This window comes from Staphylococcus sp. GDY8P72P, from assembly GCF_016890655.1.
GTDB classification, from domain to species: Bacteria; Bacillota; Bacilli; order Staphylococcales; family Staphylococcaceae; genus Staphylococcus; species Staphylococcus arlettae.
Window position 1 is genome coordinate 35,319 of sequence record NZ_JAFEQJ010000028.1, and the last position, 26,757, is coordinate 62,075.

The 26,757-nt window shown below is 33.8% G+C and carries 22 protein-coding genes; 6 read left to right on the forward strand and 16 right to left on the reverse strand.

Annotated features, from left to right (window positions below; all coding sequences use genetic code 11):
* Positions 1-169: 169 nt before the first annotated feature.
* Both icd and JVU85_RS11245 read right to left on the reverse strand, forming a co-directional pair.
* Entirely contained in the window at positions 170-1,438 is a 1,269-nt protein-coding gene (gene icd / locus JVU85_RS11240; protein ID WP_204172599.1) for an NADP-dependent isocitrate dehydrogenase, read from the reverse strand.
* A 41-nt stretch (positions 1,439-1,479) separates the two neighbouring features.
* Positions 1,480-2,598 carry a citrate synthase gene (locus JVU85_RS11245; RefSeq protein WP_204171689.1) on the reverse strand — a complete coding sequence of 373 codons (1,119 nt, stop codon included), beginning with the start codon at positions 2,596-2,598 and terminating at the stop codon, positions 1,480-1,482.
* Between the two features lie 351 nt (positions 2,599-2,949).
* Between JVU85_RS11245 and JVU85_RS11250 the strand changes: the two genes are divergently transcribed.
* Positions 2,950-4,311: an amino acid permease gene (locus tag JVU85_RS11250; RefSeq protein WP_204171690.1), complete on the forward strand. Its 1,362-nt coding sequence runs from the start codon at positions 2,950-2,952 to the stop codon at positions 4,309-4,311.
* A gap of 221 nt (positions 4,312-4,532) precedes the next feature.
* On the opposite strand, the gene pyk is transcribed toward JVU85_RS11250, so the two are convergent.
* The 8 genes from pyk to JVU85_RS11290 all read right to left on the reverse strand — a co-directional run bounded on the left by pyk (position 4,533) and on the right by JVU85_RS11290 (position 16,418).
* Positions 4,533-6,293 (reverse strand): pyruvate kinase, encoded by a 1,761-nt coding sequence (gene pyk, locus JVU85_RS11255; protein WP_002510246.1) that lies wholly within the window; start codon positions 6,291-6,293, stop codon positions 4,533-4,535.
* A 20-nt stretch (positions 6,294-6,313) separates the two neighbouring features.
* On the reverse strand, positions 6,314-7,282 hold the full coding sequence (gene pfkA, locus JVU85_RS11260) for a 6-phosphofructokinase (RefSeq protein WP_002510245.1): 969 nt from the start codon (positions 7,280-7,282) through the stop codon (positions 6,314-6,316).
* Positions 7,283-7,606: 324 nt separating this feature from the next.
* The gene (locus tag JVU85_RS11265) at positions 7,607-8,551 is read right to left on the reverse strand and encodes an acetyl-CoA carboxylase carboxyltransferase subunit alpha (RefSeq protein WP_103387819.1); all 945 of its coding nucleotides are present in this window, start codon (positions 8,549-8,551) and stop codon (positions 7,607-7,609) included.
* The gene (accD, locus tag JVU85_RS11270; RefSeq protein WP_002510243.1) at positions 8,544-9,410 is read right to left on the reverse strand and encodes an acetyl-CoA carboxylase, carboxyltransferase subunit beta; all 867 of its coding nucleotides are present in this window, start codon (positions 9,408-9,410) and stop codon (positions 8,544-8,546) included. The genes JVU85_RS11265 and accD overlap by 8 nt, the downstream gene beginning before the upstream one ends.
* Positions 9,411-9,477: 67 nt before the next feature.
* Entirely contained in the window at positions 9,478-10,707 is a 1,230-nt protein-coding gene (gene ystJ / locus JVU85_RS11275) for an NADP-dependent malic enzyme (protein ID WP_204172602.1), read from the reverse strand.
* A 227-nt stretch (positions 10,708-10,934) separates the two neighbouring features.
* Positions 10,935-14,126 carry a DNA polymerase III subunit alpha gene (locus JVU85_RS11280; RefSeq protein ID WP_204171691.1) on the reverse strand — a complete coding sequence of 1,064 codons (3,192 nt, stop codon included), beginning with the start codon at positions 14,124-14,126 and terminating at the stop codon, positions 10,935-10,937.
* Between the two features lie 18 nt (positions 14,127-14,144).
* Entirely contained in the window at positions 14,145-15,080 is a 936-nt protein-coding gene (locus tag JVU85_RS11285; RefSeq protein WP_021459787.1) for a DHH family phosphoesterase, read from the reverse strand.
* Positions 15,081-15,125: 45 nt separating this feature from the next.
* Positions 15,126-16,418: a DRTGG domain-containing protein gene (locus JVU85_RS11290; protein ID WP_002510239.1), complete on the reverse strand. Its 1,293-nt coding sequence runs from the start codon at positions 16,416-16,418 to the stop codon at positions 15,126-15,128.
* 209 nt (positions 16,419-16,627) lie between these two features.
* Here JVU85_RS11290 and JVU85_RS11295 point away from each other — a divergent pair, with 209 nt between their 5' ends.
* Positions 16,628-17,041: a universal stress protein gene (locus tag JVU85_RS11295; protein WP_002510238.1), complete on the forward strand. Its 414-nt coding sequence runs from the start codon at positions 16,628-16,630 to the stop codon at positions 17,039-17,041.
* Positions 17,042-17,140: 99 nt separating this feature from the next.
* On the opposite strand, the gene JVU85_RS11300 is transcribed toward JVU85_RS11295, so the two are convergent.
* Positions 17,141-17,830, reverse strand: coding sequence for a metal-dependent hydrolase (locus JVU85_RS11300; RefSeq protein ID WP_021459789.1), 690 nt, complete (start codon positions 17,828-17,830; stop codon positions 17,141-17,143).
* Positions 17,831-18,032: 202 nt separating this feature from the next.
* Here JVU85_RS11300 and JVU85_RS11305 point away from each other — a divergent pair, with 202 nt between their 5' ends.
* Positions 18,033-19,085: a M24 family metallopeptidase gene (locus JVU85_RS11305; protein WP_002510236.1), complete on the forward strand. Its 1,053-nt coding sequence runs from the start codon at positions 18,033-18,035 to the stop codon at positions 19,083-19,085.
* Complete coding sequence (locus JVU85_RS11310) at positions 19,082-19,711, forward strand: copper homeostasis protein CutC (RefSeq protein WP_021459790.1); 630 nt, start codon at positions 19,082-19,084, stop codon at positions 19,709-19,711. The genes JVU85_RS11305 and JVU85_RS11310 overlap by 4 nt, the downstream gene beginning before the upstream one ends.
* 51 nt (positions 19,712-19,762) lie before the next feature.
* Here JVU85_RS11310 and ald read toward each other — a convergent pair whose 3' ends face one another.
* Positions 19,763-20,878 carry an alanine dehydrogenase gene (gene ald, locus JVU85_RS11315; RefSeq protein ID WP_021459791.1) on the reverse strand — a complete coding sequence of 372 codons (1,116 nt, stop codon included), beginning with the start codon at positions 20,876-20,878 and terminating at the stop codon, positions 19,763-19,765.
* Positions 20,879-21,021: 143 nt separating this feature from the next.
* On the opposite strand from ald, the gene JVU85_RS11320 reads away from it, so the two are divergent.
* Together JVU85_RS11320 and JVU85_RS11325 are read left to right on the forward strand one after the other, a co-directional pair.
* Positions 21,022-21,525, forward strand: a complete 504-nt coding sequence (locus JVU85_RS11320) for a universal stress protein (protein WP_002510233.1) — start codon at positions 21,022-21,024, stop codon at positions 21,523-21,525.
* A 213-nt stretch (positions 21,526-21,738) separates the two neighbouring features.
* The gene (locus tag JVU85_RS11325) at positions 21,739-22,911 is read left to right on the forward strand and encodes an esterase-like activity of phytase family protein (RefSeq protein ID WP_107376784.1); all 1,173 of its coding nucleotides are present in this window, start codon (positions 21,739-21,741) and stop codon (positions 22,909-22,911) included.
* 298 nt (positions 22,912-23,209) lie between these two features.
* Here JVU85_RS11325 and JVU85_RS11330 read toward each other — a convergent pair whose 3' ends face one another.
* The 4 genes from JVU85_RS11330 to JVU85_RS11345 all read right to left on the reverse strand — a co-directional run bounded on the left by JVU85_RS11330 (position 23,210) and on the right by JVU85_RS11345 (position 26,752).
* Complete coding sequence (locus tag JVU85_RS11330; protein WP_204171692.1) at positions 23,210-24,409, reverse strand: acetate kinase; 1,200 nt, start codon at positions 24,407-24,409, stop codon at positions 23,210-23,212.
* Between the two features lie 82 nt (positions 24,410-24,491).
* The gene (locus JVU85_RS11335; RefSeq protein WP_002510230.1) at positions 24,492-25,439 is read right to left on the reverse strand and encodes a class I SAM-dependent methyltransferase; all 948 of its coding nucleotides are present in this window, start codon (positions 25,437-25,439) and stop codon (positions 24,492-24,494) included.
* Positions 25,440-25,594: 155 nt separating this feature from the next.
* Positions 25,595-26,089, reverse strand: coding sequence for a thiol peroxidase (gene tpx, locus JVU85_RS11340; protein WP_002510229.1), 495 nt, complete (start codon positions 26,087-26,089; stop codon positions 25,595-25,597).
* 90 nt (positions 26,090-26,179) lie between these two features.
* Entirely contained in the window at positions 26,180-26,752 is a 573-nt protein-coding gene (locus tag JVU85_RS11345; RefSeq protein ID WP_031266820.1) for an RDD family protein, read from the reverse strand.
* Positions 26,753-26,757: the final 5 nt, after the last annotated feature.

Here is a 26,757-nt window from a genome sequence, read left to right on the forward strand (position 1 = left end):
TTTCATAATTCCCTAGAAGTAGTAGCTCAAACAATTCTTAATAATATCTTAACATTATTTTAAATTTTTTAAACTGATATGGTTATTTATCACCTAACTACATAAAGAAAGTCATTAAAAAGCCCAACTAAATAATAACTACTTAGTTGGGCTTGTAAATAAAATTATATTAATCTAAATTACTAATTAATTCATCAGCAAAAGCAGAAGTTGATACTTCTTTAGCTCCGTCCATTAAACGTGCAAAGTCGTATGTTACAACTTTAGATGCAATTGTTTTTTCAATTGAATCTGTAATCTTATCTGCTGCTTCTTGCCATCCTAAATGTTCTAACATTAATACTGCACTTAATAATTCAGATGATGGATTTACTTTATTTAAATCTGCATATTTTGGTGCTGTACCGTGTGTTGCTTCGAAAATAGCATGTCCAGTTTCATAGTTAATGTTTGCACCAGGTGCAATACCAATTCCGCCTACTTGTGCAGCTAATGCATCTGATACATAATCACCATTAAGGTTCATTGTAGCTACTACGTCATGATCTGCAGGACGTGTAAGGATTTGTTGTAAGAAAATATCAGCAATTGAATCTTTAATAATAATCTTACCAGCTTTTTCAGCTTCTTCTTGAGCAGCATTTGCTTTATCTTTACCTTCATCTTCAACGATTTGGTCATATTGTTGCCAAGTAAATACTTTATCAGCAAATTCATTATGTGCAACATCATAACCCCATTGTTTGAAAGCACCTTCTGTAAATTTCATAATATTACCTTTATGAACTAAAGTAACTGATTTACGGTTATTGTCTAAAGCATACTGAATAGCAGCTCTAACTAAACGTTCTGTACCTTCTTTTGAAACTGGTTTAACACCAAGACCTGATGTTTCTGGGAAACGAATATTAGTAGCACCCATTTCATTTTGTAAGAAATCTACAAGTTTTTTAACTTCAGGAGTACCTTCTTTAAATTCAATACCAGCATAAATATCTTCAGTATTTTCACGGAAAATAACCATATCTGTATCTTCAGGACGTTTAACAGGTGATGGTACACCTTTAAACCAACGTACTGGACGTAAACAAGTAAATAGATCTAATTCTTGACGTAATGCTACATTAAGAGAGCGAATCCCACCACCAATTGGTGTAGTTAATGGCCCTTTAATAGCAATTAAGTATTCGTTAATAGTATCTAACGTTTCTTTAGGTAACCATTCACCTGTTTCATCATAAGCTTTTTGACCAGCTAATACTTCTTTCCATTCGATTTGTTTTTCGCCATTGTATGCTTTCTCAACGGCTGCATCAATAACACGACTTGCCGCTTTCCAAATGTCTGGTCCAATACCGTCACCTATGATATATGGAATGATTGGTTGGTTAGGTACTGATAACCTGTCGTTATTTTTTACAATTTTGTCTCCTGCCATGTCAAAAAACCTCCAAATTTAGTGTGTATAATTTATTTTTATTATCGTTCTTCTATCGGTAAGTATGTTCTGTTTGTTTCTCCAATATATTGTGCACGTGGACGCATGATTCTATTATCTTGATACTGTTCAAGAATGTGTGCAATCCAGCCTGATGTTCTGCTTACCGCAAATATTGGTGTAAATAAATCATGATCGATATTTAAACTGTGGTACACTGTCGCACTATAAAAATCAACATTAGCAATTAAGTTCTTTTCTTGTTTCATTTTATCGGCGATTTTCACAGAAATATCAAACAATTCACTTTGGCCTATTTCAGAAGTGATTTTTTTACTCATTTCTTTAAGGAATTTCGCTCTTGGGTCGCCATCTTTATATACACGATGACCGAAGCCCATTATTTTTTCTTTGTTTTGAATCTTTTTATCAATATATGAATCAACATCATCCACTGATTTTACTTCAGATAACATACTCATTACACGTTCATTTGCCCCACCGTGTAATGGTCCTTTTAATGATCCTACTGCAGCAACGATACCAGAATACATATCTGATAATGATGATACAGCACATCTTGCTGTAAATGTAGAAGCATTAAATTCATGATCCGCGTGTAAAACTAACGCTTTGTTAAATGCTTCAACTTCGATATCAGTTGGAAGTTCTCCTCTTAACATGTATAGGAAATTGCCCGCATAATTTAAGTCTTCACTTGGTTTTACAGGTTCTTTTCCTTCTCGTACTCTTGCAAAAGCTGTGACTAAAGAAGCAATTTTTGCTTGAATTCGAATCGCACGCTCCATTGTTTGGCTTTCATCTTCATCTTCAGCATGCTCATCAAAATGCGCAATATATGAAACAGAAGTTCTTAAAGCTGTCATAGGATGTACATCATCAGTCGCGTACTCTTGGAAATGATTATACACTCTAGGATTTAATCTCATATATTCAAATAATTTAGATTTTAGTTCACTAAGCTCTTCTTTATTTGGTAACCTATAGTGCCATAATAAGAATACAACTTCTTCAAATTCGGCATGATTAGCTAAATCATCGATGTCATAGCCCGCATATGTTAATTGACTATCAATGATTGAACTTACTTTTGTTTCGGCAGCAAGTACCCCTTCCAAGCCTCTTTGTATGTTTGCCATATTAAAATTCCCCTTTTCTATTTCATTATGAAATGGCTTACAAACATTATTATATCCAATCAAATACAATTTGTGAATACCCATGTTTGTATACTTGAGTAATTTCATAAGAAATTAGTTTTACATACTTACATCTTCAACTTTCCACAAAATAGTAGATTGCTATATCTCCATTTTAATAGTAATTACTGGTTTCTTCAATTTTTATAGGTTTTTAAATAGTTATCATCTTTGATAACAATAAAAAATGATTTACTATAATGTAATTGCTACATACTTATAAAAACAGTTGTATTATTCGCTTTTGAGTAGCATAATTATAAACACAAATAAACTAAGGGAGTTTAAACTATGGCACAACAACTAAATAGAGAATTAAATAGCCGACATGTCCAACTTATTGCTATCGGGGGAGCGATAGGTACAGGCTTGTTTCTTGGCGCAGGTCAAACCATAGCATTAACCGGTCCATCAATTTTATTGACTTATATTATTATTGGTTTCATGCTTTTCATGTTTATGAGAGGCTTAGGCGAAATTTTAGTTTCAAATACCGGCTTTAAATCTTTTGCTGATGTTACGAATGAATACATAGGACCTTTTGCTGGGTTCGTCACTGGATGGACATATTGGCTATGCTGGATTATTACTGGAATGGCTGAAGTTACTGCAGTTGCTCAATATGTAAGTTTCTGGTTTCCTGAAATACCGAACTGGGTGAGTGCTTTATTCTGTGTCCTTGTGTTAATGGTTTTCAACTTATTAAGCGCTCGTTTATTCGGTGAACTTGAATTTTGGTTTGCCATTATCAAAATTGTGACCATTATTGCATTAATTATTGTTGGTATAGTGATGATTGTTATGGCTTATAAAACAGAATTCGGACATGCATCGCTGACAAACCTTTATAATAACGGGATTTTCCCTAAAGGTATTAGCGGTTTTATGATGTCTTTCCAAATGGCGGTATTCTCATTTGTTGGAATAGAGTTAATTGGTGTGACTGCAGGTGAAACAAAAGATCCAACTAAAACAATACCCAAAGCGATCAACAGTGTTCCATTACGAATTTTAGTCTTTTATGTAGGAGCATTAGCTGTCATCATGTCAATTATTCCTTGGGCGCAAGTCAATCCTGAAGAAAGTCCATTCGTTAGATTATTTGCTATCGTAGGTATTCCTTTCGCAGCGGGTATTATTAATTTTGTTGTCTTAACAGCTGCAGCTTCATCTTGTAATAGTGGAATATTTTCAAATAGTCGTATGTTATTCAGTCTATCTAATCAAGAACAAGCACCACCTATTTTCACTAAGACGAATAAAAACGGTGTTCCACACATCGCAATTATTGTTTCTTCAGCGTTATTACTAATTGCAGCGTTATTGAATTATATTGTTCCAAATGCAACAACAGTATTTACTTATGTAACAACCGTTTCAACCGTACTATTTATTGTTGTATGGGCATTGATTACTATCGCTTATATTAATTATCATCGTCACAACCCAGAACAACATAAAACAGCACAATATAAATTAAAAGGTGGTAAATATATGGGCTATGCAATATTACTGTTCTTTTTCCTTGTATTTTGCCTATTATTTGTCAATGTTGATACTAGAATAGCTGTATTCTTAACACCAATTTGGTTTATCATACTTGCATTAATGTATTTACGTTACAAACGAATGCTAAATCAATCTGCAAAATAAATTATAATTTGTCCCCTATACTTAGATCTTATGTTTGGTCTAAGTATAGGGGGTTTTTGTACAGTCCCTACTTTAATTAATAAGTCTATGTACATGTGCAACAAGACAATTTTCAACATAAATATAATATTTAATAAAAAAACGACTAATCCGCATTTAAACGGATTAGTCGTTTTTCAGTATGAGCTTTCAACTCAATTTTTCTCTTAATTAATTGTTAATTATAGTACGTTTGCGTAACCTTCAAAAAGTTTACCTTGGTTCGCATCTACAGTAACAAATGCATCATCTTGAATTTCAGTAGTTGCATTGTCAACACCTACAATTGTTGGGATTCCTTTTTCTAAACCAATAATCGCACTAGGTGAAGTAATACCATTTTCTTCTGTAATTAAACCAATAGCATTCTCTATATAAGGTACTAATGTTTCATCTACAGATTTCGTTACAATGATTTTATCAGACAAATCTTTACCTTCTAAATCACTTGCACTATTAACTACCAATGTATGTCCAACTACTGAGTTTCTACCAATACCTTGACCACTTGCAATTTCATCGCCTATTAAGTGTAATTTCATCATATTAGTAGTACCTTGTTCACCAGTTGGTACACCTGCAGTAATAATAATTAAGTCACCATTATTTACGCGTTCAGTTTCAACTGCAGTAGCAACTGCATTATTTAATAATGCATCAGTTGTTTTACGTCCTTCTTTAACTACAGGATAAACGCCCCATACTAAAGCACACTGACGAGCTGTAGATCCTTTTGGAGTTACAGCAATAATGTCTGATTTAGGACGATATTTAGAAATTGTACGTGCTGTTGAACCACTTTCAGTTGCAGCAACAATTGCTTTTACATTTAAGTTTAAAGCAGTGTGTGCCACAGAAACACCGATAGCATTAACTAATGACGTTTGTACTAATTTTGTACGGTCAGAAAGTAATTTTTTGTAGTCTTGTGCTGCTTCAGCTGAAACCGCAATATTTCTCATTGTTTTAACAGCTTCTTCTGGATAAGAACCAGCTGCAGTTTCTCCAGATAACATTACTGCATCTGTACCATCATAGATAGCGTTTGCTACGTCACTAGCTTCTGCTCTTGTAGCACGTGGGTTACGTTGCATTGAATCTAACATTTGCGTTGCAGTAATAACTGGTTTACCTAATTTATTACATTTTCTAATTAAGTCTTTTTGCACCATTGGTACTGATTCAGGTGGAATTTCAACACCCATATCACCACGTGCAACCATTAAACCATCAGAAACTTCAAGAATCGCTTCGATATTATCGATACCTTCTTGGTTTTCAATTTTTGGAATAATGCTGATTGTTTCATTGTTATTATCTTCAAGTAATTTACGGATATCTAATACATCACTTGGACGGCGCACAAAACTTGCAGCGATAAAGTCAACTTCTTGTTGGATACCGAATACAATGTCTTCTGCATCTTTGTCTGTAATACCTGGTAAATTAACTTTAACACCTGGTAAGTTAACGCCTTTTTTATTTTTAAGTTCGCCAGTGTTTAACACATCACAAACTACTTCATTTTGATCTTTATTAATTTGTTTTACCTGTAATTCAATTAAACCATCATCTAATAGAATATATGAACCTTCGTCGACATCATTAATAAGATTATCATACGTTACTGAGAATTTTTCTGGTGTACCTTCTACTTCAGTCATACTAACAATAACTTCAGTACCTTTTTCTAATTCGATGCCACCATTCTTCATGTTGTGTGTACGGATTTCAGGACCTTTTGTGTCTAATAAAATTGCTACAGTTTTACCTAAACGTTTTGATACTCTGCGAATTGAATCGATTCTAGCTTGATGCTCTGCGTGATCACCATGTGAAAAGTTCAGTCTTGCAACGTTCATTCCTGCTTTCATTAGTTTTTCTAACATCTCTTCTGATTCAGATGCTGGTCCAATAGTACAAACAATTTTTGTTTTTCTCATTGTAAATGCCTCCCAAATAGTTAAATAGATAATTCTTTTGTTAGTTCATAAATATTATAGTCAAATTGATGTTCGTCCGCTCTGAAAATCTCATCAAACGGAGTACTTCTTAGTACGTTATCTCTAATACCTACGCCTCTTGCTGTTTCTCCTTGCATAAGTAAATCAATTGCATGACCACCTAAACGTGATGCCAATACTCTATCTTGCCCAGTTGGGCTTCCACCACGTTGGATATGTCCTAATACAGAAACACGTGCATCCACATTAACATATTTAGATAATTCTTGCGCACATGCTTCACCAGTCATACAACCTTCCGCAACCATAACAATGGAATGCTTTTTACCACGTTTTATACCATGGTCGATACGTTCTGCTACTTCTTTAATATCTGTTTCAACTTCTGGCACGATAATTGTTTCTGCACCAACTGACAAACCTGCCCACAGTGCTAGATCTCCACAATCTCGTCCCATAACTTCAACAATAAATGTTCGCGCGTGACTAGATGCTGTATCACGAATTTTATCTACTGATTCAATAATTGTGTTTAACGCTGTATCAAAACCAATAGTAAAATCTGTGCCATTGATATCATTGTCTATTGTACCTGGAATTCCTACTGTTTGAATTTCAGTGCATTCCTCACTTATACGTTGTGCACCTCGGTAACTTCCGTCTCCACCAATTACTACTAGACCTTCAATACCGTGTTTACGTAAATTAGCAATACCCTTTTGACGTACTTCAGGTTCTTTAAATTCTGGACAGCGGGCTGAGTACAAGAAAGTGCCTCCGCGCTGGATTGTATCCCCGACTGAACCTAATTCTAGTTTATGAATATCATCGTTAATTAAACCTTGATAACCTTGGTAAACTCCATAAACTTCGATGTTATTATATATCGCTTTACGCACAACAGCTCTAACTGCCGCGTTCATCCCGGGTGAATCTCCACCACTTGTTAAAACCGCAATTTTTTTCATGACGACATACCTTTCTAACTTAATTTCTTACTTTAAAAATACCATAATTTCACATAAGTCGCCATTAAAATAAGGTGTATCAATCAATGTAAACGTTTTAGTTACAATACCGTTGTCCAAAACAGAAGGAAGCGTTTTAAAAACAAATATAAAATTCATTTTTAAATTAATCAAATTGACCCTTATACACTTTACCATTAATTTAAAATTTTGAAACAATAAATTTAAAATTTTTACAATTAAAGCGCTATCTTTTTAATAAAACGCTTTCTTCGCACTAAAACGCTCTATGACAGTGCATAGAGCGTTTTAGTATACAATATTCTATTCATTAAACGAACCAATATTTCTAAATTTTTCATAGCGATCTTGCACTAAAGCTTGTTCATCTAAGTTACTTAATGCAGCTAAATGATTTTCAAATTTAGCTTTAATATTTGCTGCTTGCGTTGATACATCATGATGTGCACCACCAAGTGGTTCTGCCACAACATCATCAGCAATATTTAACTCTTGTAAATCTTTGGCAGTAATTTTCATTGTCTCTGCTGCAATTTTAGCTAAGTTGCTATCTTTCCATAATAATGCTGAAGCACCCTCTGGTGAAATAACGGAGTACGTACTGTTTTCAAGCATGAGCACTCGATTAGAAATACCTAATCCTAAAGCACCTCCACTACCACCTTCACCAATGACAATTGATATTACTGGAACTGTTAATGCTGCCATTTCAACTAAATTTTTAGCAATAGATTCACTTTGACCACGTTCTTCTGCAGCTTTACCAGGATAAGCTCCTTTTGTATCGATAAAAGTTATAATTGGTCTATTGAACTTTTCTGCTTGCTTCATTAAGCGTAATGCTTTTCGATAACCTTCTGGATGAGCCATGCCAAAGTTGCGATAAATATTATCTTTTGTGTCTTTCCCACGTTGTTGACCAACAATTGTTACTGCTTGCCCGTTTAAATAACCTATACCACCTATCATGGCTGGGTCATCTCTAAAATTACGATCACCATGTAACTCGATAAATGAATCAAAGATTAAAGGTATATAATCTAAAGATGTCGGGCGTTCTTGTAAACGTGCTAACTGCACACGATCCCAAGGCTTCAAATTTGTATATACTTTTTCTGTTTCTCGCTCAAGTGATGCTTCCAACATTTCGATTTCTTCAGATAAGTCGACATCGTTTTTCTCTTGCGATTCCTTTAATGAATCTATCTTATTTCTAATTTCAAAAAGTGGCTTTTCAAAATCAAGCATTCGTTTTCACCTCTTGATGCATTTTTAATATCGTGGTAAGTGTATCTTTCATTTCTTTTCGATGCACCACTTTATCTAATTGACCGTGCTCTAATAAAAATTCTGCTGTTTGGAAATCATCCGGTAATTTTTCATTAATCGTTTGTTCAATTACTCGTCTACCTGCGAATCCAATGAGTGCTTTAGGTTCTCCTATATTAATGTCACCAACAGATGCAAAACTCGCCGACACACCACCAGTTGTTGGATTAGTAATATAAGAAATGTATAACAATCCAGCTTCTGAATGACGTTTTAAGGATACACTTGTTTTACCCATTTGCATTAAAGAAATGATACCTTCTTGCATTCTTGCTCCGCCGCTTGCAGAGAACAAAATAAATGGCATACGATGTTCAGTACAATATTCAATAATTCGGCATATTTTTTCACCAACTACTGATCCCATACTGCCCATTCTAAATCTTGCGTCCATCACTGCAACGCCAAATGGCATACCATCTAATTCAGCTGTTCCGGTAACAACTGCTTCATTTAATTCTGTTTTTTGCTGGTCTTTTTGCAATTTTTCTTCATAGCTTGGAAAATCAAGCGGATTTGCAGAGGTCATACCTTTGTCAAATTCCGTAAATGTGCCTTCATCCGAAATTGCATCTATTCTTTTATATGCAGTTAGTGCAATATGATGGTCACAATTAAAACATACATTTAAATTTTCTGATAGTTCTTTTGTATACATGATTTTTTTACATTGCGGGCACTTAGTCATAATACCTGCAGGCACATCATTTTGTTTAGAATCAGATACTGTTACATACTTTTTCTTTTTACTACTTCTATTGAAAAAATCCTTAAACATTGGTAAACCTCCACTTAACCAGTGTTAATTACACTCCATTTATACTTCAATTTATGTCTACTTTGATTTAATTTAAATCCGTTAGCGACATTGTTTTGTTATATATATCGTCTGGGTCAACTTCAGTTCTAGCAACGCCAGATTCCATAGCAGCAACTGCAACTTCTCTTGCCACTGATGGCGCAACACGCTTATCAAATGGGCCAGGAATACAATAATCTGGGTTTAATTCATTTGGTTGAATTAAGTTCGCAATCGCCTCAACAGCAGCTTGCTTCATTTTTTCGTTGATATGTGTTGCTTCGACATCTAAAGCACCTCTAAATATACCTGGGAACGCTAATACATTATTAATTTGATTTGGGAAATCAGAACGGCCTGTACCTATAACTTTGGCACCAGCTGCTTTGGCATCATCAGGGTTGATTTCAGGATTTGGATTCGCCATAGCAAAAATAATAGGATCTTTTGCCATAGATTCAACCATCTCTTTAGATAATAAATCTGCTACTGATACACCAATAAAGACGTCTGCATCTTCTATTACATCTTCTAATTTACCGTCAGTTTTATCTCTATTTGTCCATTTAGTGACATATTCTTTCGTATCATTCATGCCATATGTTCTACCTTCATATATAGCACCTCTTGAATCACACATTACCATATTATGCACGCCATAAGAGTATAATAATTTTACTATTGCAATACCTGCTGCACCAGCACCATTTAATACTACTTTAATATCTGAAAGATCTTTTTCAACAATGCGTAAAGCATTAATTAATCCTGCAACTGTTACTATCGCAGTACCATGTTGGTCATCGTGAAATACTGGAATCTTCGTTTCTTTTTTTAAACGTTCTTCAATTTCAAAGCAACGTGGCGCTGAAATATCTTCTAAGTTAATACCTCCATAGTTTGGCTCTAATAACTTTACAGTGTTAATAATTTCTTCAGTATCGGTAGTATTTAAAGCAATTGGAACGCCATCTACACCAGAAAAACTTTTAAACAATACAGCTTTTCCTTCCATAACTGGAATGCTAGCTTCAGCGCCGATATCACCTAAACCTAACACTGCTGTACCATCAGTCACCACCGCTACGGTGTTACTTTTCATTGTATAATCAAATACTTTGCGTGGATCCTCGTGTATTTCTTTACAAGGTTCAGCAACACCAGGTGAATATGCTAAACTAAGTTCTTCTTTATTAGTAACTTTGACTTTAGATTTAACTTCTAATTTCCCTTTATTACGCTTGTGCATTTCTAATGCTTCATCTCTTAATGTCATGTAATATCGTCCCCTTACATTTATGTAATTTATAAAGATATTATATATATTTTTATTATACTATATACTATATTACAACTAATTACTCTTTAAAAAAACAGTTTATTTGCAAATGCTCAAATTTGGACATGCTTTAACATTACCTTTTACGTTCTTATAGCAAAAACTGATGATAACATTCCATATATCATCAGTTCACTATACCATAATTCAAGGTTGTATAAAAGCTATATAATACGGACATCATTTGGCGAAAAACTATCTATGAATGTTTCTATACTTTGTTTATCAATATAACCAAGGTTATTCATGCTTGATTGGGCTTCATTATAGTAGTTCACTGGTAGCATATTATTCGACTCATGTAATTTTAATTGTGCTTTGAGTTCGTCAATATCATACTGACCTCTTATCACGATTTGAGTAGCTTGAGCGATAACCGTTTGTTCATAGTTCACTACATCTAGCACTTCATTAACAATCAATTGTTGCTTATTGTTTCTTGTATCAAATTTACCATTGACGATAAACATTTGGTCTTCTACTAAATCAAATTCATACTTTTTAAATGTATCGGGAAACATTACACCATCAATAGTTGTAACACCATCATTTAATGTTAGAAATGCCATATTTTGACCATTTTTTGTACGTATTTTTTTAATAGTATCTACTTGAATTAAAATTGGTGATCTATTGCTCGCATTTCTCAATTTATAAATACCTAAATATTGCTTTTGCTCAAAGTATTTTTCAACTGGATGTTGCGACACATAGAAACCTAAATATTCTTTTTCATAATCACTTAATACCTTATCAGCAAGTTCTTCCGTTTCTTCATATGATGTTTTAGGTGTAAGTACATCAAAAATAAAATCGTCTTGTTCTATACTAGAAGAGCTATCAATCACATGATCAATCGTTTGTAGCAACGTCGCTCTATTTTTACCAAATTCATCAAATGCGCCTACTAATATAAGTGCTTCAAGTAGTTTGCGTGATTTAATTCTTTGCGGTATGCGTCGAGCAAAATCTATGAAGTCTTTAAAATTACCACGCTGCTTTCTTTCTTCAACAATCAACTTAACACTCTGATAACCCACGCCTTTAATAGCGCCAAGTGATAAATAAATACCTTCAGAAGTAGCTTTATAAAACCAGTGACTCAAATTAATGTGTGGTGGCTTAATGTTCAAACGTTGGTGTTTTGCTTCATCAATAATTGAGGCGGTCTTATTTTCACTGCCAATTGTATTACTTAAAATATTAGCATAAAAATAAGTAGGATAATGGGCTTTTAAATAAGTCATAATATAGGCAATTTTTGAGTAACTGACTGCGTGCGCACGAGCAAATCCATAATCCGCAAACTTTAATATTAAATCAAATATTTGTGTACTAAGTTCTTGTGGGTAACCTTTTTGCAGTGCCCCTTCGATAAAATGCTGTCTCTCATTTTCCAGTACTGCACGATTCTTTTTACTCATAGCACGTCGTAAAATGTCCGCTTCACCATAATTAAACCCAGCGAATTTACTAGCTATTTGCATAATCTGTTCCTGATATATTATAACACCATAAGTATTTTGTAATATGGGCTGTAAGTCCGGATGTAAATATTGTACCTTGGCAGGATTATGCCGACGTGAGATATATGTTGGTATTTCTTCCATTGGTCCTGGACGATATAATGATGTCACTGCAACTATATCTTCAAAATGCTCCGGTTGTAATTTTTTTAATACATTACGAATACCATCTGACTCTAGTTGGAAAATCCCTGTTGTATCCCCACTTGAAAGCAATTTAAATACAGCACTATCATTAAAAGGAAGTGCTTCAATATTAATATCAATATTTAAATCATACTTAACTTGCTTTGTAATTTGGTGAATAATAGACAAGTTTCTTAACCCTAAAAAGTCAATTTTAAGTAAACCTATACGTTCGACTTCGGTCATTGTCCATTGGGTCAATACTCCAGTATCCCCGATAGTCAAAGGTGCAAAATCATAAAGGGGTTGATCATTAATAATAATACCAGCAGCATGTGTTGAAGTATGGCGAGGTAAACCTTCTAGTTTTTTACAAATGTCAAACCATTGTTCATGTCTATGATTTCTATGGACAAATGATTTAAAATCACTATTCTGATACGCCTCATCCAATGTAATGCCTAATTTATGGGGTATTAATTTAGATACTTCATTTAATGTGACATCTTCAAAGCCCATTATTCTACCAACATCTCTAGCCACTGCCCGAGCTAATAAATGACCGAACGTAACTATACCTGCAACGTGCATTTCTCCATACTTTTCTTGAACATATTGTATAACACGTTCACGTTTAGTATCTTCAAAATCAATATCAATATCAGGCATAGTCACACGTTCAGGATTTAAAAATCGTTCGAATAATAAATTATACTTAATCGGATCAATGGTAGTAATTCCTAACAAATAACTAACTAAAGAGCCCGCTGCAGAACCACGACCTGGTCCTACTAAGACATCATTATTTTTCGCAAATTGTATCAAATCACTCACAATTAAAAAATAATCTTCAAATCCCATATTGGTAATAATGTCGTATTCATAGTGCAATCGTTCAACATAAGCGGTTTGATGTGTTAAGTCATACGCAGCTAAATTTTCTTTTAATTGTTGCAGTAAATATGCTTTAGAATCCATACCATTTGGCGTTTTAAATTTGGGCAACAATGATTGATGATACGATAGATTAGCTGTACATTGCTGGGCGATTTCTTCAGTTCTTTCTAATTGTTCAGTTGTCACATCAAGCTCAAGATGTTCAGAAGTACTAAACAAATGTGAGTGATAATTTGGCGCTTCATTTACTAAGTCTAACTTTGTATTATCACGAATTGCGTGTAAGGCACGAATAGTTGAAGCGTCTTCTTCGTTTAAGTAATTAGCACTTTGTATCCATACTGCAGGGATATCAGTAACCTGTTCACTTTGATGATCAACATAAACCATATCATGGTCAGCAAAAGCTTCCAACAACACCTGATGCTCATCGGTAATGCTTTTAAAAATAATAACTAAATCAGCTGCATATTTTTGTAGCCATTCAATTGTAGTTTCAGTTCTTTCTTTCATCTTAACAGCAGATGACAGTTTTAATAAGTCAGTTAGCCCTTGGTTATTGCGTGCTAACAATACCGTTTCCGTAGTAGTTAATCCATCAGTTAACCAAATGGTCATACCAAATATAGGTTTAATGTTTGCTTTTACACAGGCATCGTAAAATTGAGGGTACGCATACAATACATTCGTATCAGTAATTGCTAAAGCCGAATACCCTTCTTTAGTTGCCTTTGATACGGCATCGGATATTTTTAAACTCGAATTTAATAAATCATATGCCGAATGAATATTTAAATGCGCAACCATTTGATTTCACCTCTACTCCTACAGTTTTTTATTTAACGCATTTGCCAAGTGTTCGAATGTCTCCCAACTATCTACAGATACTCCAGATGCATTAGGATGGCCGCCACCGCCAAAATCATTAGCGACATCATTAATCACAATGCCTTTCGAACGAATGCGACATCTTATTTCTTCACCTTCATCTACCGCAAACAACCAAATTTTTAAACCTTTTATATCTGCAATAGTATTAACAAATAAAGAGGCTTCATTCGGTGCAATGTCGAATGTTTCTAACACGTCACTAGTAATGATTACCTTACAAAATCCTTTATCATTCAACTGAAAATTTTGTAAGACATAACCTTGGAATGGTAATAAGCTTGGTTCTTTTTCTGAAAGTTGATTTAATTCTTCGTTATGATTAAATGGGAATTTCAATAATTCACTAGCAATCTCAAGCGTATGAGGCGTCGTATTATTGAATAAAAAGCGCCCCGTGTCTCCAACAATTCCAATGTATAATAGTCTTGCTACAGTCTCATCTATAATGGTTAAATCGTTAAAATGTATAATAAAATCAGTAATAATTTCACTCGTTGATGATGCTTGCTCATTAACGAAATTAATATCACCATATTGGTCAATTGCTGGATGGTGATCAATTTTGATGAGTTTTTCACCTAAACTGAAACGTGAATCACTAATGCGTGGTGAATTTGCTGTATCACATACTATAACTAGCGCACCTTCATATGTACTATCATTAATGTCATCAAATGTACCGATAAAGTCTAATGATGGCTCGCTTTCACCAACGGCATAAATTTGTTTAGTTGGAAACTTAGCTTGTAAATATCCTTTTAATCCTAACTGGGAACCATAAGCATCTGGATCTGGTCTTACATGTCGATGTATGATAACTGTTTCATATTTCTCTATTTCATTCATAATTTCGTTTTTAATTGCTTCCATATGCTATCTATTCCTTTCATTTTCAAACGTCGTAATAGTTATATATTAATCTATAATTTGGCACATAATCATTGCTTTAGCGACATTTTGAGCGCCGTTTTTCATAGTTACTTCTAATTTTGCAAAATTTCTACCCACATCTAACATATCATAATGCACGTCAATTTCAGATTCAATTTGAACAGTTTTGATATAAAAAATATTCAAGCTCTCTATCATTACTTCAATTTTTTTATACTTACGCATTTCATAACGCACAGTTTCTTCTATTATTGCAACGAATACAGCTTTACTTAACATGCCAAATTGATCAGTCAGTAAAGGTGTTGTTGTTACTTGTATAATATCATTTGAAATCGTTATATGTTTGGCAATTTGATCGTTAATGGTTTCCCCGACTTGTGGTTGTCTTCCAATTAATTGCATTGATTTTAGTACATCTTCTCTTGTTATAACACCAATAAGCTTTTTACTTATTGTCGTTACTGGTAATAATTCAATACCTTCCCAGATCATGATATGTGCACAGTTAGCGATTGTAGTTGATAATTGCACATTAATTGGGGACTTTGTCATAAATGTTGCTAGCGTATCTTCATCCTGCATATTGATGATTTCTTTGCTTGTTACAATGCCTACAAGTTTCCATTCTTCATCAATTATCGGAAATCTTGAATGTCCAGTAGCTTGCGCTTTGATTTTATATTCAGTCAATGTCATATCATCAAAAAGTACAGTAGTATCATCGATAGGTTTAACAATGTCATCTACTACTAAGATCTCTTTACGTATCATTTGGTTGTACATTGCCCTATTAATAATATTAGCAACTAAATATGAGTCATAATTTGAAGAAATAATTGGTAAATCATGCTCATCTGCATATTTAATAATGTCATTAGTAGTAGTAAAGCCGCCTGTAATTAATACAGCACTACCTCGTTTTAATGCTTCTAATTGTACATCTTTACGGTTACCTACTATAAGTAAAGTGTGGGGACTCAAATATTTCACAACATCATTTAACTCCATAGCGCCTATAGCAAATTTAGTTAACGTTTTAATTAAGCCATTTCTCCCACCTAATACTTGTCCATCTATAATTTTAACAATCTCACTAAATGTAAGTTGTTCAATTTCTTCTCTATTCTTTTTTTCAATTCTTACAGTGCCTACACGGTCAATTGTAGCTACCAATCCAATTTGACCAGCATCTTTAATCGCTCTATAGGCTGTGCCTTCAGAAACTTCTAGATCTTTAGCAATTTTACGTACAGATATTTTTTGGCCCACAGATAAAGATTCAATATATGATAAAATTTGTTCATGTTTTGTCATACTACTGCCCTCATTTATTTGATAGTTTCTTAAATATTATAACTTTTTATGCGACAAAATGCGATGCAACAAATTCATTACTTTCTATAAATATTAGTTTTACTATACTTACTTAAGTAAATAATATTAAAATTTTTTCATTAAACATTTAGATATCATTGCAAAATGCGCATATTATTGATTAAAATAGGAATGAAGGAGGGTGTAAAATGTATAAAAATATTTTACTAGGTGTGGATACAACACTTGAAAACGAAAAAGCTTTGGAGCAAGTTTCAAAAATAGCAGGTGAAGGTACTGTAGTTACAATTTTCAACGCAATCAATGAACAAGATGCACAAGCTTCTATTAAATCGGGCGTTCATTTAGACAAATTGATTGAAAAAAGAAGTAAGGGTTTAGCCAGTACACGCGAAGCTTTAGATGGTTATGGTATTAAATATGATGAAATTATTGTACGAGGAAACGCTAAAGTTGAATTAGTCAAACAAGCTAACAGTGGTAAATTCGACATTATCGTCTTAAGTAACCGTAAAGCTTCTGATAAGAAAAAAATTGTGCTTGGTAGCGTGAGCCATAAAATCGCTAAAAGAGCTGAGATACCAGTCCTAATTGTTAAGTAATTTCAAATTAGCGCTGGTATTAATAATGTATGTCTTAATATTTTTATTTACGTTCATAATAAAAAGTCTGGAACAACAATGTGTCCAGACTTTTGTTAACTAAAGTGATACTTCCTCACCCGGTTTTAATATTTGTACTTCCCCTACACTAACAGCTTCCTTGAAATCGTTCGGATCTTGTTCGATATATGGGAAAGTATCGTAGTGGATAGGTATACTAATTTGTGGTTTTATAAATTGGTTAATGGCGTAACTTGCATCATCAATCCCCATCGTAAAGTTATCGCCAATCGGTACGAAACAAATATCTACTGGGTGTCTATCAGCAATTAATTTCATATCGCTGAATAATCCTGTATCTCCTGTATGATAAATTGTTTTTCCTTCCAATTCTAAAATTGCTCCCATTGGCATACCTAAATAAACTGGAATACCATTATCATCTGTAAGACTTGAACTGTGGAATGCTTGTACAAATTTCAACGTTCCAAAATCAAAACTTACTTTTCCACCTATATTCATTGGTCGCACATTATCATAGCCTACATGAGTTGTTAAATAATCTGCTAATTCAGCTGTACCTATTACTGTTGCATTATTTTTTTGTGCGATTTCCACAGTATCACCAAAGTGATCACCATGTCCATGTGTTAAAATAATATAATCTACTTCCAAATTTGATACATCTAAATCAGACAATTCATTACCAGTAATAAAAGGATCGATTATCCCTTTTTTACCATTTGCTTCAAAATAAACTGTTGATTGTCCATGAAATGATAGTTTCATTAATAGTGCCTCCCATTTGCTATGTTTACTGTTATATATACCACATCTTTCTTTATCTATAACACTTATTCATTAAGAAATCCAAGTTTTCCACTAAAAAAGCGCATTAAATTCCAACATTAAAGTAGTTTATTTTTGAATATTAGAGTTAACTAACCTAAAATTAATATAAATGTATTTACTTACTAGGAGGCAATAACAAATGAAAACAGAGCAAATAATTACTGAAATTAAACATCAACAAGCTGATGCAGCTTGGATTACAACACCACTTAATATATTTTATTTTACGGGTTATTTAAGTGATCCACACGAACGTTTACTTGCATTATTAATCAAAGCTGATGGTACACAGGTTTTATTTTGTCCTCAACTAGAAGTTGAGGAAGTAAAAGCATCACCTTTTACAGGGGAAATTATCGGCTATTTAGATACTGAAAATGCTTTGGATAAATATCAATTCAGTGCAAATAATTTATTAGTTGAAGCGGAACACCTCACTTTGAAACGTCAACGTGAATTAACTGCGGCATTTGGAGTCCAACAATTTAATGACATTGATGCAACAGTTAAGTCCTTACGTAACATTAAATCTGCAGACGAAATTGCTACTATTCAAAAAGCATGTGAATTGGCAGATAAATGTATTGAAATTGGTGTTTCATACTTATCAGAAGGTGTAACCGAACGCCAAGTAGTTAATCATATTGAAAATGAAATCAAAGCTTATGGTGTACATGAAATGAGTTTTGATACTATGGTTCTATTTGGAGATCATGCTGCATCACCTCACGGTACACCAGGCGACCGAAAATTACAAAATAATGAATTTGTCCTATTCGACTTAGGCGTTATTTATAATAACTATTGCAGTGATATGACTCGAACGGTGAAATTTGGTACACCAAATGCTAAGGCACAAGAAATTTACGATGTTGTGTTAAAAGCTGAAACAGAAGCTATTGCAGCAATTAAACCTGGCGTGACAATTAGCGACGTTGATCACATTGCTAGAAACATTATCGCTGAAGCGGGTTACGGTGAATACTTCCCGCATCGCCTCGGCCATGGTTTAGGTTTAGAAGAACATGAATATCAAGATGTTTCTAGCAGTAATCACAATCAATTTGAAGCAGGTATGGTCATAACCATTGAACCTGGGATATACGTACCGGAAGTAGCAGGTGTACGTATAGAAGATGATATTGTAGTTACTGAAGATGGACATAAAATAATGACAGGATATGACAAATGATTAAAGAAGCAGTTGTAGAAACGATCGAAGAAGTAGAAAGCGCCATCGCAAATGGTGCGGACCGTCTTGAATTATGTGATAACTTAGCTGTCGGTGGTACTACACCTAGTTACGGTATGGTCGAAATTACCGCAGAAATCTGTAAAGCCCATAAAGTTGAACTTGCTGTTATGATTCGTCCTCGTGGTGGGGATTTTGTTTACAATTTATATGATTTTGAAATTATGCAACGTGACATTAAACACTTTAAAGCGCTTCAAGTGGACTATTTTGTCTTTGGTTGTTTAACAGTGGACCATGTATTGAATGAATGGCAAATGAAAACGTTGCGCAATCTCTCAGCACCTATACCTGTCGTATGTCACATGGCATTTGACCTTATTCATCAACATGGTCAAATTAAAGCTTTGCATCAATTGATTGATCTTGGCTTCACTCGTTTATTAACACATGGTGGCCCTAAAGAAAGTAATCTTTTTAATAATCTCAATCACCTAGGTAAATTAGTTGTCAATTCAGGTGGCAAAATTGAAATTATGCCGGGCGGCGGTTTAACTAAAGATAATTTGCCAGAACTATTGGAAGCTTTCCCTTTTCAAGAAGTACATGGCACAAAAATTGTTTAATATAGTTTACATTAAAACAGGACGATGCTTAAGCATCGTCCTGTTTATTATTTATTTTAATTGCTCTGCAATTGATGTATAAGGTATATTTAATGATTCTCCTACACCTTTATTAGTCAATTTACCATTAACTGTATTCAAACCTAGTGATAAAGGTTCATTATCTTGTAACGCTTTTAAATATCCTTTATTGGCGATTTGAATCGCATATGGTAACGTTGCATTGTTTAGTGCAATAGTTGAAGTTCTTGGAACTGCACCCGGCATATTGGCAACAGCATAATGCACAACACCATGCTTCGTATAAGTCGGGTTATCATGAGTAGTAATTTGATCGGTTGTCTCAAAGATACCACCTTGATCTATCGCAATGTCTACTATTACTGAGCCATCTTTCATTTGTTTGATCATTGCTTCACTTACAAGGTTTGGCGCTTTTGCACCAGGGATAAGTACTGCCCCTATAACTAAATCACTTTCTTTGACTGTACTTTCGATGTTCAATGGATTTGACATAATAGTATGTACGCGTCCTCCAAATTGATCATCTAATTGCTGTAAACGTTTTGGATTAACATCTAATATGGTAACATCTGCCCCTAAACCTAAAGCTATTTTAGCAGCATTTGTACCAGCTTGCCCGCCTCCAATAATTGCAACACGGCCTTTGGCAACACCAGGTACACCACCTAATAGTATACCCATTCCTCCTTTATATTTTTGAAGAAATTCTGCGCCAATTTGTGTAGACATTCGACCTGCCACTTCACTCATTGGAGTTAATAAAGGTAATGAACGGTCAGGCATCTGCACTGTTTCATAGGCAATACTCACTACATTTTTCTCTAATAAAGCCTCTGTTAATTTTTGTTCATTAGCCAAATGTAGATATGTAAATAATATTAGACCTTCTTTGAAGAATTTAAATTCTTCTTCTAATGGTTCTTTAACTTTCATTACCATATCCACATTCCATACTTCTTGTTGTGTTTTAACAATTTGTGCCCCAGCTTCTTGGTAATCAACATCTTCAAAATAAGAACCATATCCTGCAGCTGTTTCTACCAAAACAGTATGCCCTTGCTCGACCAAAGCGTGTACCCCACTTGGTGATAAACTTACTCTGTTTTCATTATTTTTAATCTCTTTTGGAATACCAATATTCATTCCATCCACCTCCATAAACATCGTAACGCGAAAGCAATGAAAGCGCAATCACAAAATTTACATATTTGTAGATAGTTAAATTGTACAAATATTCTGTTAATAATGGTATAATAAAATTAATTAAAAGTAAGGAGGTAATTGCGATGCTAACATATAAAAATATTTTAATCGCAGTTGACGGATCACATGAAGCAGAATGGGCTTTTAACAAAGCTGTAGATGTTGCAAAACGTAATGATGCACAATTAACAGTGGTAAATGTAATTGATTCTAGAACTTACTCATCTTATGAAGTATACGATGCACAATTCACTGAGAAATCTAAAAATTTCTCTGAAGATTTACTAAATGGTTATAAAGAAGTGGCAGCAAATGCAGGTGTTAAAGATGTTGTTACTCGCTTAGAATTTGGTTCTCCAAAAGCAATTATTCCTAAAAAATTAGCCACTGATGTTGGCGCTGATTTAATTATGTGTGGTACTTCTGGTCTTAATGCTGTAGAAAGATTTATTGTAGGTTCTGTATCAGAAGCTATTGTACGTCACTCACCATGTGATGTTCTAGTTGTTCGTACTGAAGAACTTCCAGAAGACTTCCAACCACAAGTTGCTACAGAAAAATTAAGATCACACTATAGTGCTCGCTAATCAGATAACGTGAAGCACGAAATTAAAAATACTTTATTAGTATAATATTTGATGAGAGATAGCATACCATAATATATGTATGCTATCTCTTTAAATACATAAAAGTTTAATCTCCATACCCACCCTTTTACAAAAAATATAGCTCTAATTTAAACTCAATTCATATCTAACCTTTATCCTTAATATAGCATTTTAAAAAGGAGAAGATGACTCATGAACAAGCTTAAACAAACTGGCATCACATGCATAATTGCATTTAGTTTAACTACTTTCACCACTCTACATACAAACAATACTGACGCTGCCAACAATCAGTCAGACAAGCCTAAAACTGTAAATAATATCAAACTCATCGACAGCGAAACCATTCCACACAATACAAAATATAAAAATACTGTTGTCGGTGGATTGTCGGGAATTAGTTACAATCCTCAGAATAATAAGTGGTTACTTATTAGTGATGATCGTTCAGAACATAGTCCCTCTCGTTATTACGAAGCCAACATTAATTACAATCAACAAGGTTTTAACAACATTAACTTCAAAGACGTCAACACATTAAAACAACCAAATGGTTCAACTTATACTAATAAAAAGCAATATGATAAATCTTCAAAGAATATTGTGGCAGATCCAGAATCAATACGCTTCGATCCACTGAGCAACCATCTATGGTACACGAGTGAAGGTGATCGAACTCTAGGTTTAAACCCATTTATTCGCCAAGCTACATCTAACGGCACATTTATATCAGAATTACCTATACATAAACCGTTTAAAATGTCTGCCAATGACAAGCAAGGCTTTCGCAATAATATGGCACTAGAAGGCAGTACATTTTCTGCTGACGGTCAATCTTATTGGACTGCTATGGAAGGCCCATTATTACAAGATGATACTGTACCTACAATTAATTCTGGGTCAACTTCACGTATTACGCAGTATGATAGACAAGGTAATGTGTTAGCAGAATATGCTTATCCACTTGATGCCATACCTGAAAAACCAGGCAAAAATAAAGACGCCAATAACGGAATTACAGAAATTTTAGCAATTAATGATCACGAATTTTTAGCACTAGAACGTGCCAGCGTTCAAGCAGAAGATAATTCCTATACTAACCATGTTAAAGTCTATAAATATAGTACAGAGAATGCCACAAATATTAAAAATATGTCATCTTTAAAAAATCACAAAGTTCAACCATTAAAAAAGCAATTAGTGACTTCTCTCAATAAAACTGATCTTAAGCATATAGATAATATTGAAGGTATTACATTCGGCAAAAAGTTGCCAAATGGTCATGACACACTTGTTCTTGTTGCAGATAATAACTTTAACAAAGAACAACAAACACAAATTATTGCTTTTGAAGTATTGCCATAAAATAGACAATATACTCACTATAACTAGCATTTATTTTGTTATGTTGTACATCAATGTAAAAAAGTGTCATAGTCGTAAAATAGCATTGACTATAAAAGATAATTGTCCCGATTTTGTAACGTGCTGACGCCCGTGGACTAGTATGAGTGAGAGACTACAGGCTCGAACCATACCCCAGGCAAGCATGCACGGTCAAAATCGAATACTTTTAAATATAAAGAGGACTAATCCTTATTAAAGATTAGCCCTCTTTTTTGAGTATAGGGAGTTATATCCCTATCTCTTTTAATTATTTTTATTAATCAACATTACCAAATTCAATAACATCACGTGCAATCATTACTTCTTCGTTCGTTGGAATAACAATTACTTTAACTGGTGAATGTGGATAGTTTATAAATCCTTCTTCGCCATGGATAGATTCATTTTTCTTACCATCCCAATAAACACCCATAAATTCTAATCCTTCAAGTACTTTAGCGCGTACTGGATCAGAGTTCTCACCGACACCTGCAGTGAAGACGATAACATCAACGCCATGCATACGTGTAGCATAAGAACCAATATATTTGTGAATACGTGACGCAAAGACATCTAATGCAAGTTGCGCACGTTCTTTACCTTCTTTACTGTCTTCTATAATATCTCTTAAATCACTTGATGTACCTGAGATACCTAGTAAACCAGATTCTTTATTTAATGTATTTAATACTTCTTCTGCTGTTTTGCTTGTTTTTTCCATTAAAAATGGTATTAATGCTGGATCAATATTACCTGAACGTGTGCCCATTGTTACACCTGCTAAAGGTGTGAAGCCCATTGATGTATCAACAGATTCTCCTCCATCAATTGCTGCTATAGATGCACCATTACCAATATGACAAGAAATAATACGTAATTCTTCTATTGGCTTACCTAAGATTTCAGCTGCACGTTGAGAAACATATTTATGACTTGTTCCATGGAAACCATACTTACGGATTCCATAATCTTCATAATATTGATAAGGCAAACTATACAGATATGATTTTTCTGGCATCGTTTGATGGAATGAAGTATCAAACACTGCTACGTGTGGAATTTCAGGTAATAATTTACGGAAAGCACGAATCCCCATTAAGTTTGCAGGGTTGTGTAGTGGTGCTAATTCACTTAATGCTTCTATTTGTGATTCAACTTCATCCGTAACATATACTGATGTTGGGAACGTCTCGCCACCATGTACAACACGGTGTCCAGTTCCTTGTATATCATAAATACTATCAATAATACCGTGATGTTTAAAACTATCTAACATAATATTTACTGCATCTTCATGGTTTGCAATATCCGTTACTTCTTTAATTTTCTCGCCATTTACTTCTATAGTAAAGACTGAGTCTTTTAATCCTATTCTTTCGATTAAACCTTTAGTAATTATTTTTTCTTCAGGCATTTCAATAAGTTGAAATTTCAAAGATGAACTACCAGCGTTAATCGCCAAAATTAATTTTGACATAAGCTTTGGCCTCCATTTTCAATATAAGTTTATCCTTATCTATTTAACCATTAATACAGTTTAAATTCAAGAGTAATACAGTTTAAATTTCTGGGTGATTCTCTGTCATCCAAGTATTTAAGTCAGCTAAAAACCCTTGGAATTGCTGTGGATTTTTAAAGTCAGGAATATTTGCTAGCAAGACTTCTACAGGTTTTGTTACATTCACTTCTTTTTTCTGCACAATTAATATAGATTTTCTAGCTTTTTCATTTTTAAATAACGTTGCGGGTAAATTTAAAAATGCTTGCATTTCGGTTTCTGTAGCAATATAGTTTTGTAACTGTTTTACATTATCCCCTTCGAACAGATTACTTGGCACAATTAAAAATGCATAGCCTGATGGTTTTAATGCTGTAATCGCTTGTTCTATTAATAAATGATGAGAATAACTATGGCCTTCTTCAAACCCTAAACTCATTTCATGACTACGTTCATCAACAGGATAATAACCTATTGGTAAATCTCCAATTATGACATCCGCTTCTTCAAATGCTAGCGGCATTATGGCATCTTGTGGATATACATCAAAAGGAATCTCTAAAAAGTTTGCTAAATGTACGCTCACTCTTGATAGTACTGGGTCAACTTCTACTAAGTGATGCATGAGTGTAACATCAGTCATTACTTCATGTACTGAAGCACTTAAATGGCCTGCGCCACTAGCAATATCAGCAATATGCAATTCTGTTTGATTGGCCATAAATTGTTTCACTAAAAAACCTAATATTAAGCCTATTGAATCTGGTGTAATTTGATGATTTGCTTGAATTTCTTCATTTTGCAAAAGACTTAAATATGCAAATTGAAATGCTTTTCTTCTATCTTGTAAAGTTGCTTGCTCTAATAATTCTCGCTCATTTTTATATACATGCTCCATTGCTAGACCCAAGTTTTCAATAAAACTTTGCCCATTCTCTTCATTGAAAGCTTTTGCTTTTTCATCTAGTGTTTGGAATAAACGTTCCATAACTGTTTTTTCTTGAGTCATGATAATAATCCTTTCTAAAAAAACTGTTCATAATTTTTTTCAATAAGATACATTTTTATCTTAAATCACCAAATTATTATGAACAGTTTCATTTACAATGTCAACGATACTGTTTGTAGTATGATGACATTACCAATATATTTATTTTACTAAAATTAAATACTTCTATATGCTTCTAAGGCTTTTTCAAAATCTGGGAAATCAGTGCCTTCTGATACTATTTCTGTATATATTACTTTATCATTTTTATCTAAAACAAAAACTGAACGTGCTAATAAACGTAAACCTTCCATAACAACACCATAGTTTTTACCAAATGATAAATCTTTATGGTCACTTAGTGTAATAACATTATCTAAACCATTTGAAGCGCACCATCTTTTTTGTGCAAATGGTAAGTCTGCCGAGATAGTTAACACAACGCCGTCTTCTTGACTTGCTTCTTCATTAAATTTACGTGTTTGTTGATCGCACACGCCAGTATCAATTGATGGTACAACACTTATTAATTTCTTTTGACCTTCATATGTTGATAATGTAACTTCAGCCGTTGAATTATCTAACACTGTAAAGTCTGGTGCTTCTTGTCCTTCTTTAACTTGTTCGCCTAGTAATGTCACTGGCTCTTGTTTAAAAGTTATTTGTGTCATTGTTGACCCTCCTAAATATATGCTTCCATAGAAATTATAACGGTTTAGCTGTTAGAAATAAAATATTACATCTTAGCAAAATCACTATATTTACTTTTTGTAATATAAATATGCATATTTATTACGTATAACAACAGTATCTGCAAAGTAATCGTGTATTCCTTTATGCTTCACTGTGAACAAGGTAACTAAATAAGGTAAGTTACCGAAAGTACCACTAATGATGCGACCTATCCATTCACGAAATAGCACATCTTTCCATGTTAACGCTAATCTATCATCACGTTCTACCCGAATATTACAAATCATTTTACCCAACGTTTGTCTGAAGAATTTCGTCATTAATACAAAGTATAAATAAAATATTAGGGCGTCCAATAAATGAGCTACACTAAAATAATCAATCCATAATTTCTGTTTATCAATTTGTGTAAAGGCAAATATAGGTTTTAATAATAAACTATGAATACCAAATAAGATAAGTAAATCAATTATAAAGCTGACAAAACGTATGCCAAATCCCGCATATATCACCTTCATTATTTGTTTATGCACTAAATCATCAGTCTTTGGTGTATTGTCATTGTTTTCATTATTCATAGTTGGGCGAGCTGTTGTTTCATCCTCATTATATTGTCTGTTGTAGTTTGAGTCGTCATTCATCATTA

Bases quoted from the DNA above. Each gene is read 5' to 3' on its own strand.
- icd (WP_204172599.1), bottom strand. From the start codon at position 1,438: ATGGCAGGAGACAAAATTGTAAAAAATAACGACAGGTTATCAGTACCT.
- JVU85_RS11245 (WP_204171689.1), bottom strand. From the start codon at position 2,598: ATGGCAAACATACAAAGAGGCTTGGAAGGGGTACTTGCTGCCGAAACA.
- JVU85_RS11250 (WP_204171690.1), top strand. From the start codon at position 2,950: ATGGCACAACAACTAAATAGAGAATTAAATAGCCGACATGTCCAACTT.
- pyk (WP_002510246.1), bottom strand. From the start codon at position 6,293: ATGAGAAAAACAAAAATTGTTTGTACTATTGGACCAGCATCTGAATCA.
- pfkA (WP_002510245.1), bottom strand. From the start codon at position 7,282: ATGAAAAAAATTGCGGTTTTAACAAGTGGTGGAGATTCACCCGGGATG.
- JVU85_RS11265 (WP_103387819.1), bottom strand. From the start codon at position 8,551: ATGCTTGATTTTGAAAAGCCACTTTTTGAAATTAGAAATAAGATAGAT.
- accD (WP_002510243.1), bottom strand. From the start codon at position 9,410: ATGTTTAAGGATTTTTTCAATAGAAGTAGTAAAAAGAAAAAGTATGTA.
- ystJ (WP_204172602.1), bottom strand. From the start codon at position 10,707: ATGACATTAAGAGATGAAGCATTAGAAATGCACAAGCGTAATAAAGGG.
- JVU85_RS11280 (WP_204171691.1), bottom strand. From the start codon at position 14,126: ATGGTTGCGCATTTAAATATTCATTCGGCATATGATTTATTAAATTCG.
- JVU85_RS11285 (WP_021459787.1), bottom strand. From the start codon at position 15,080: ATGGAAGCAATTAAAAACGAAATTATGAATGAAATAGAGAAATATGAA.
- JVU85_RS11290 (WP_002510239.1), bottom strand. From the start codon at position 16,418: ATGACAAAACATGAACAAATTTTATCATATATTGAATCTTTATCTGTG.
- JVU85_RS11295 (WP_002510238.1), top strand. From the start codon at position 16,628: ATGTATAAAAATATTTTACTAGGTGTGGATACAACACTTGAAAACGAA.
- JVU85_RS11300 (WP_021459789.1), bottom strand. From the start codon at position 17,830: ATGAAACTATCATTTCATGGACAATCAACAGTTTATTTTGAAGCAAAT.
- JVU85_RS11305 (WP_002510236.1), top strand. From the start codon at position 18,033: ATGAAAACAGAGCAAATAATTACTGAAATTAAACATCAACAAGCTGAT.
- JVU85_RS11310 (WP_021459790.1), top strand. From the start codon at position 19,082: ATGATTAAAGAAGCAGTTGTAGAAACGATCGAAGAAGTAGAAAGCGCC.
- ald (WP_021459791.1), bottom strand. From the start codon at position 20,878: ATGAATATTGGTATTCCAAAAGAGATTAAAAATAATGAAAACAGAGTA.
- JVU85_RS11320 (WP_002510233.1), top strand. From the start codon at position 21,022: ATGCTAACATATAAAAATATTTTAATCGCAGTTGACGGATCACATGAA.
- JVU85_RS11325 (WP_107376784.1), top strand. From the start codon at position 21,739: ATGAACAAGCTTAAACAAACTGGCATCACATGCATAATTGCATTTAGT.
- JVU85_RS11330 (WP_204171692.1), bottom strand. From the start codon at position 24,409: ATGTCAAAATTAATTTTGGCGATTAACGCTGGTAGTTCATCTTTGAAA.
- JVU85_RS11335 (WP_002510230.1), bottom strand. From the start codon at position 25,439: ATGACTCAAGAAAAAACAGTTATGGAACGTTTATTCCAAACACTAGAT.
- tpx (WP_002510229.1), bottom strand. From the start codon at position 26,089: ATGACACAAATAACTTTTAAACAAGAGCCAGTGACATTACTAGGCGAA.
- JVU85_RS11345 (WP_031266820.1), bottom strand. From the start codon at position 26,752: ATGAATGACGACTCAAACTACAACAGACAATATAATGAGGATGAAACA.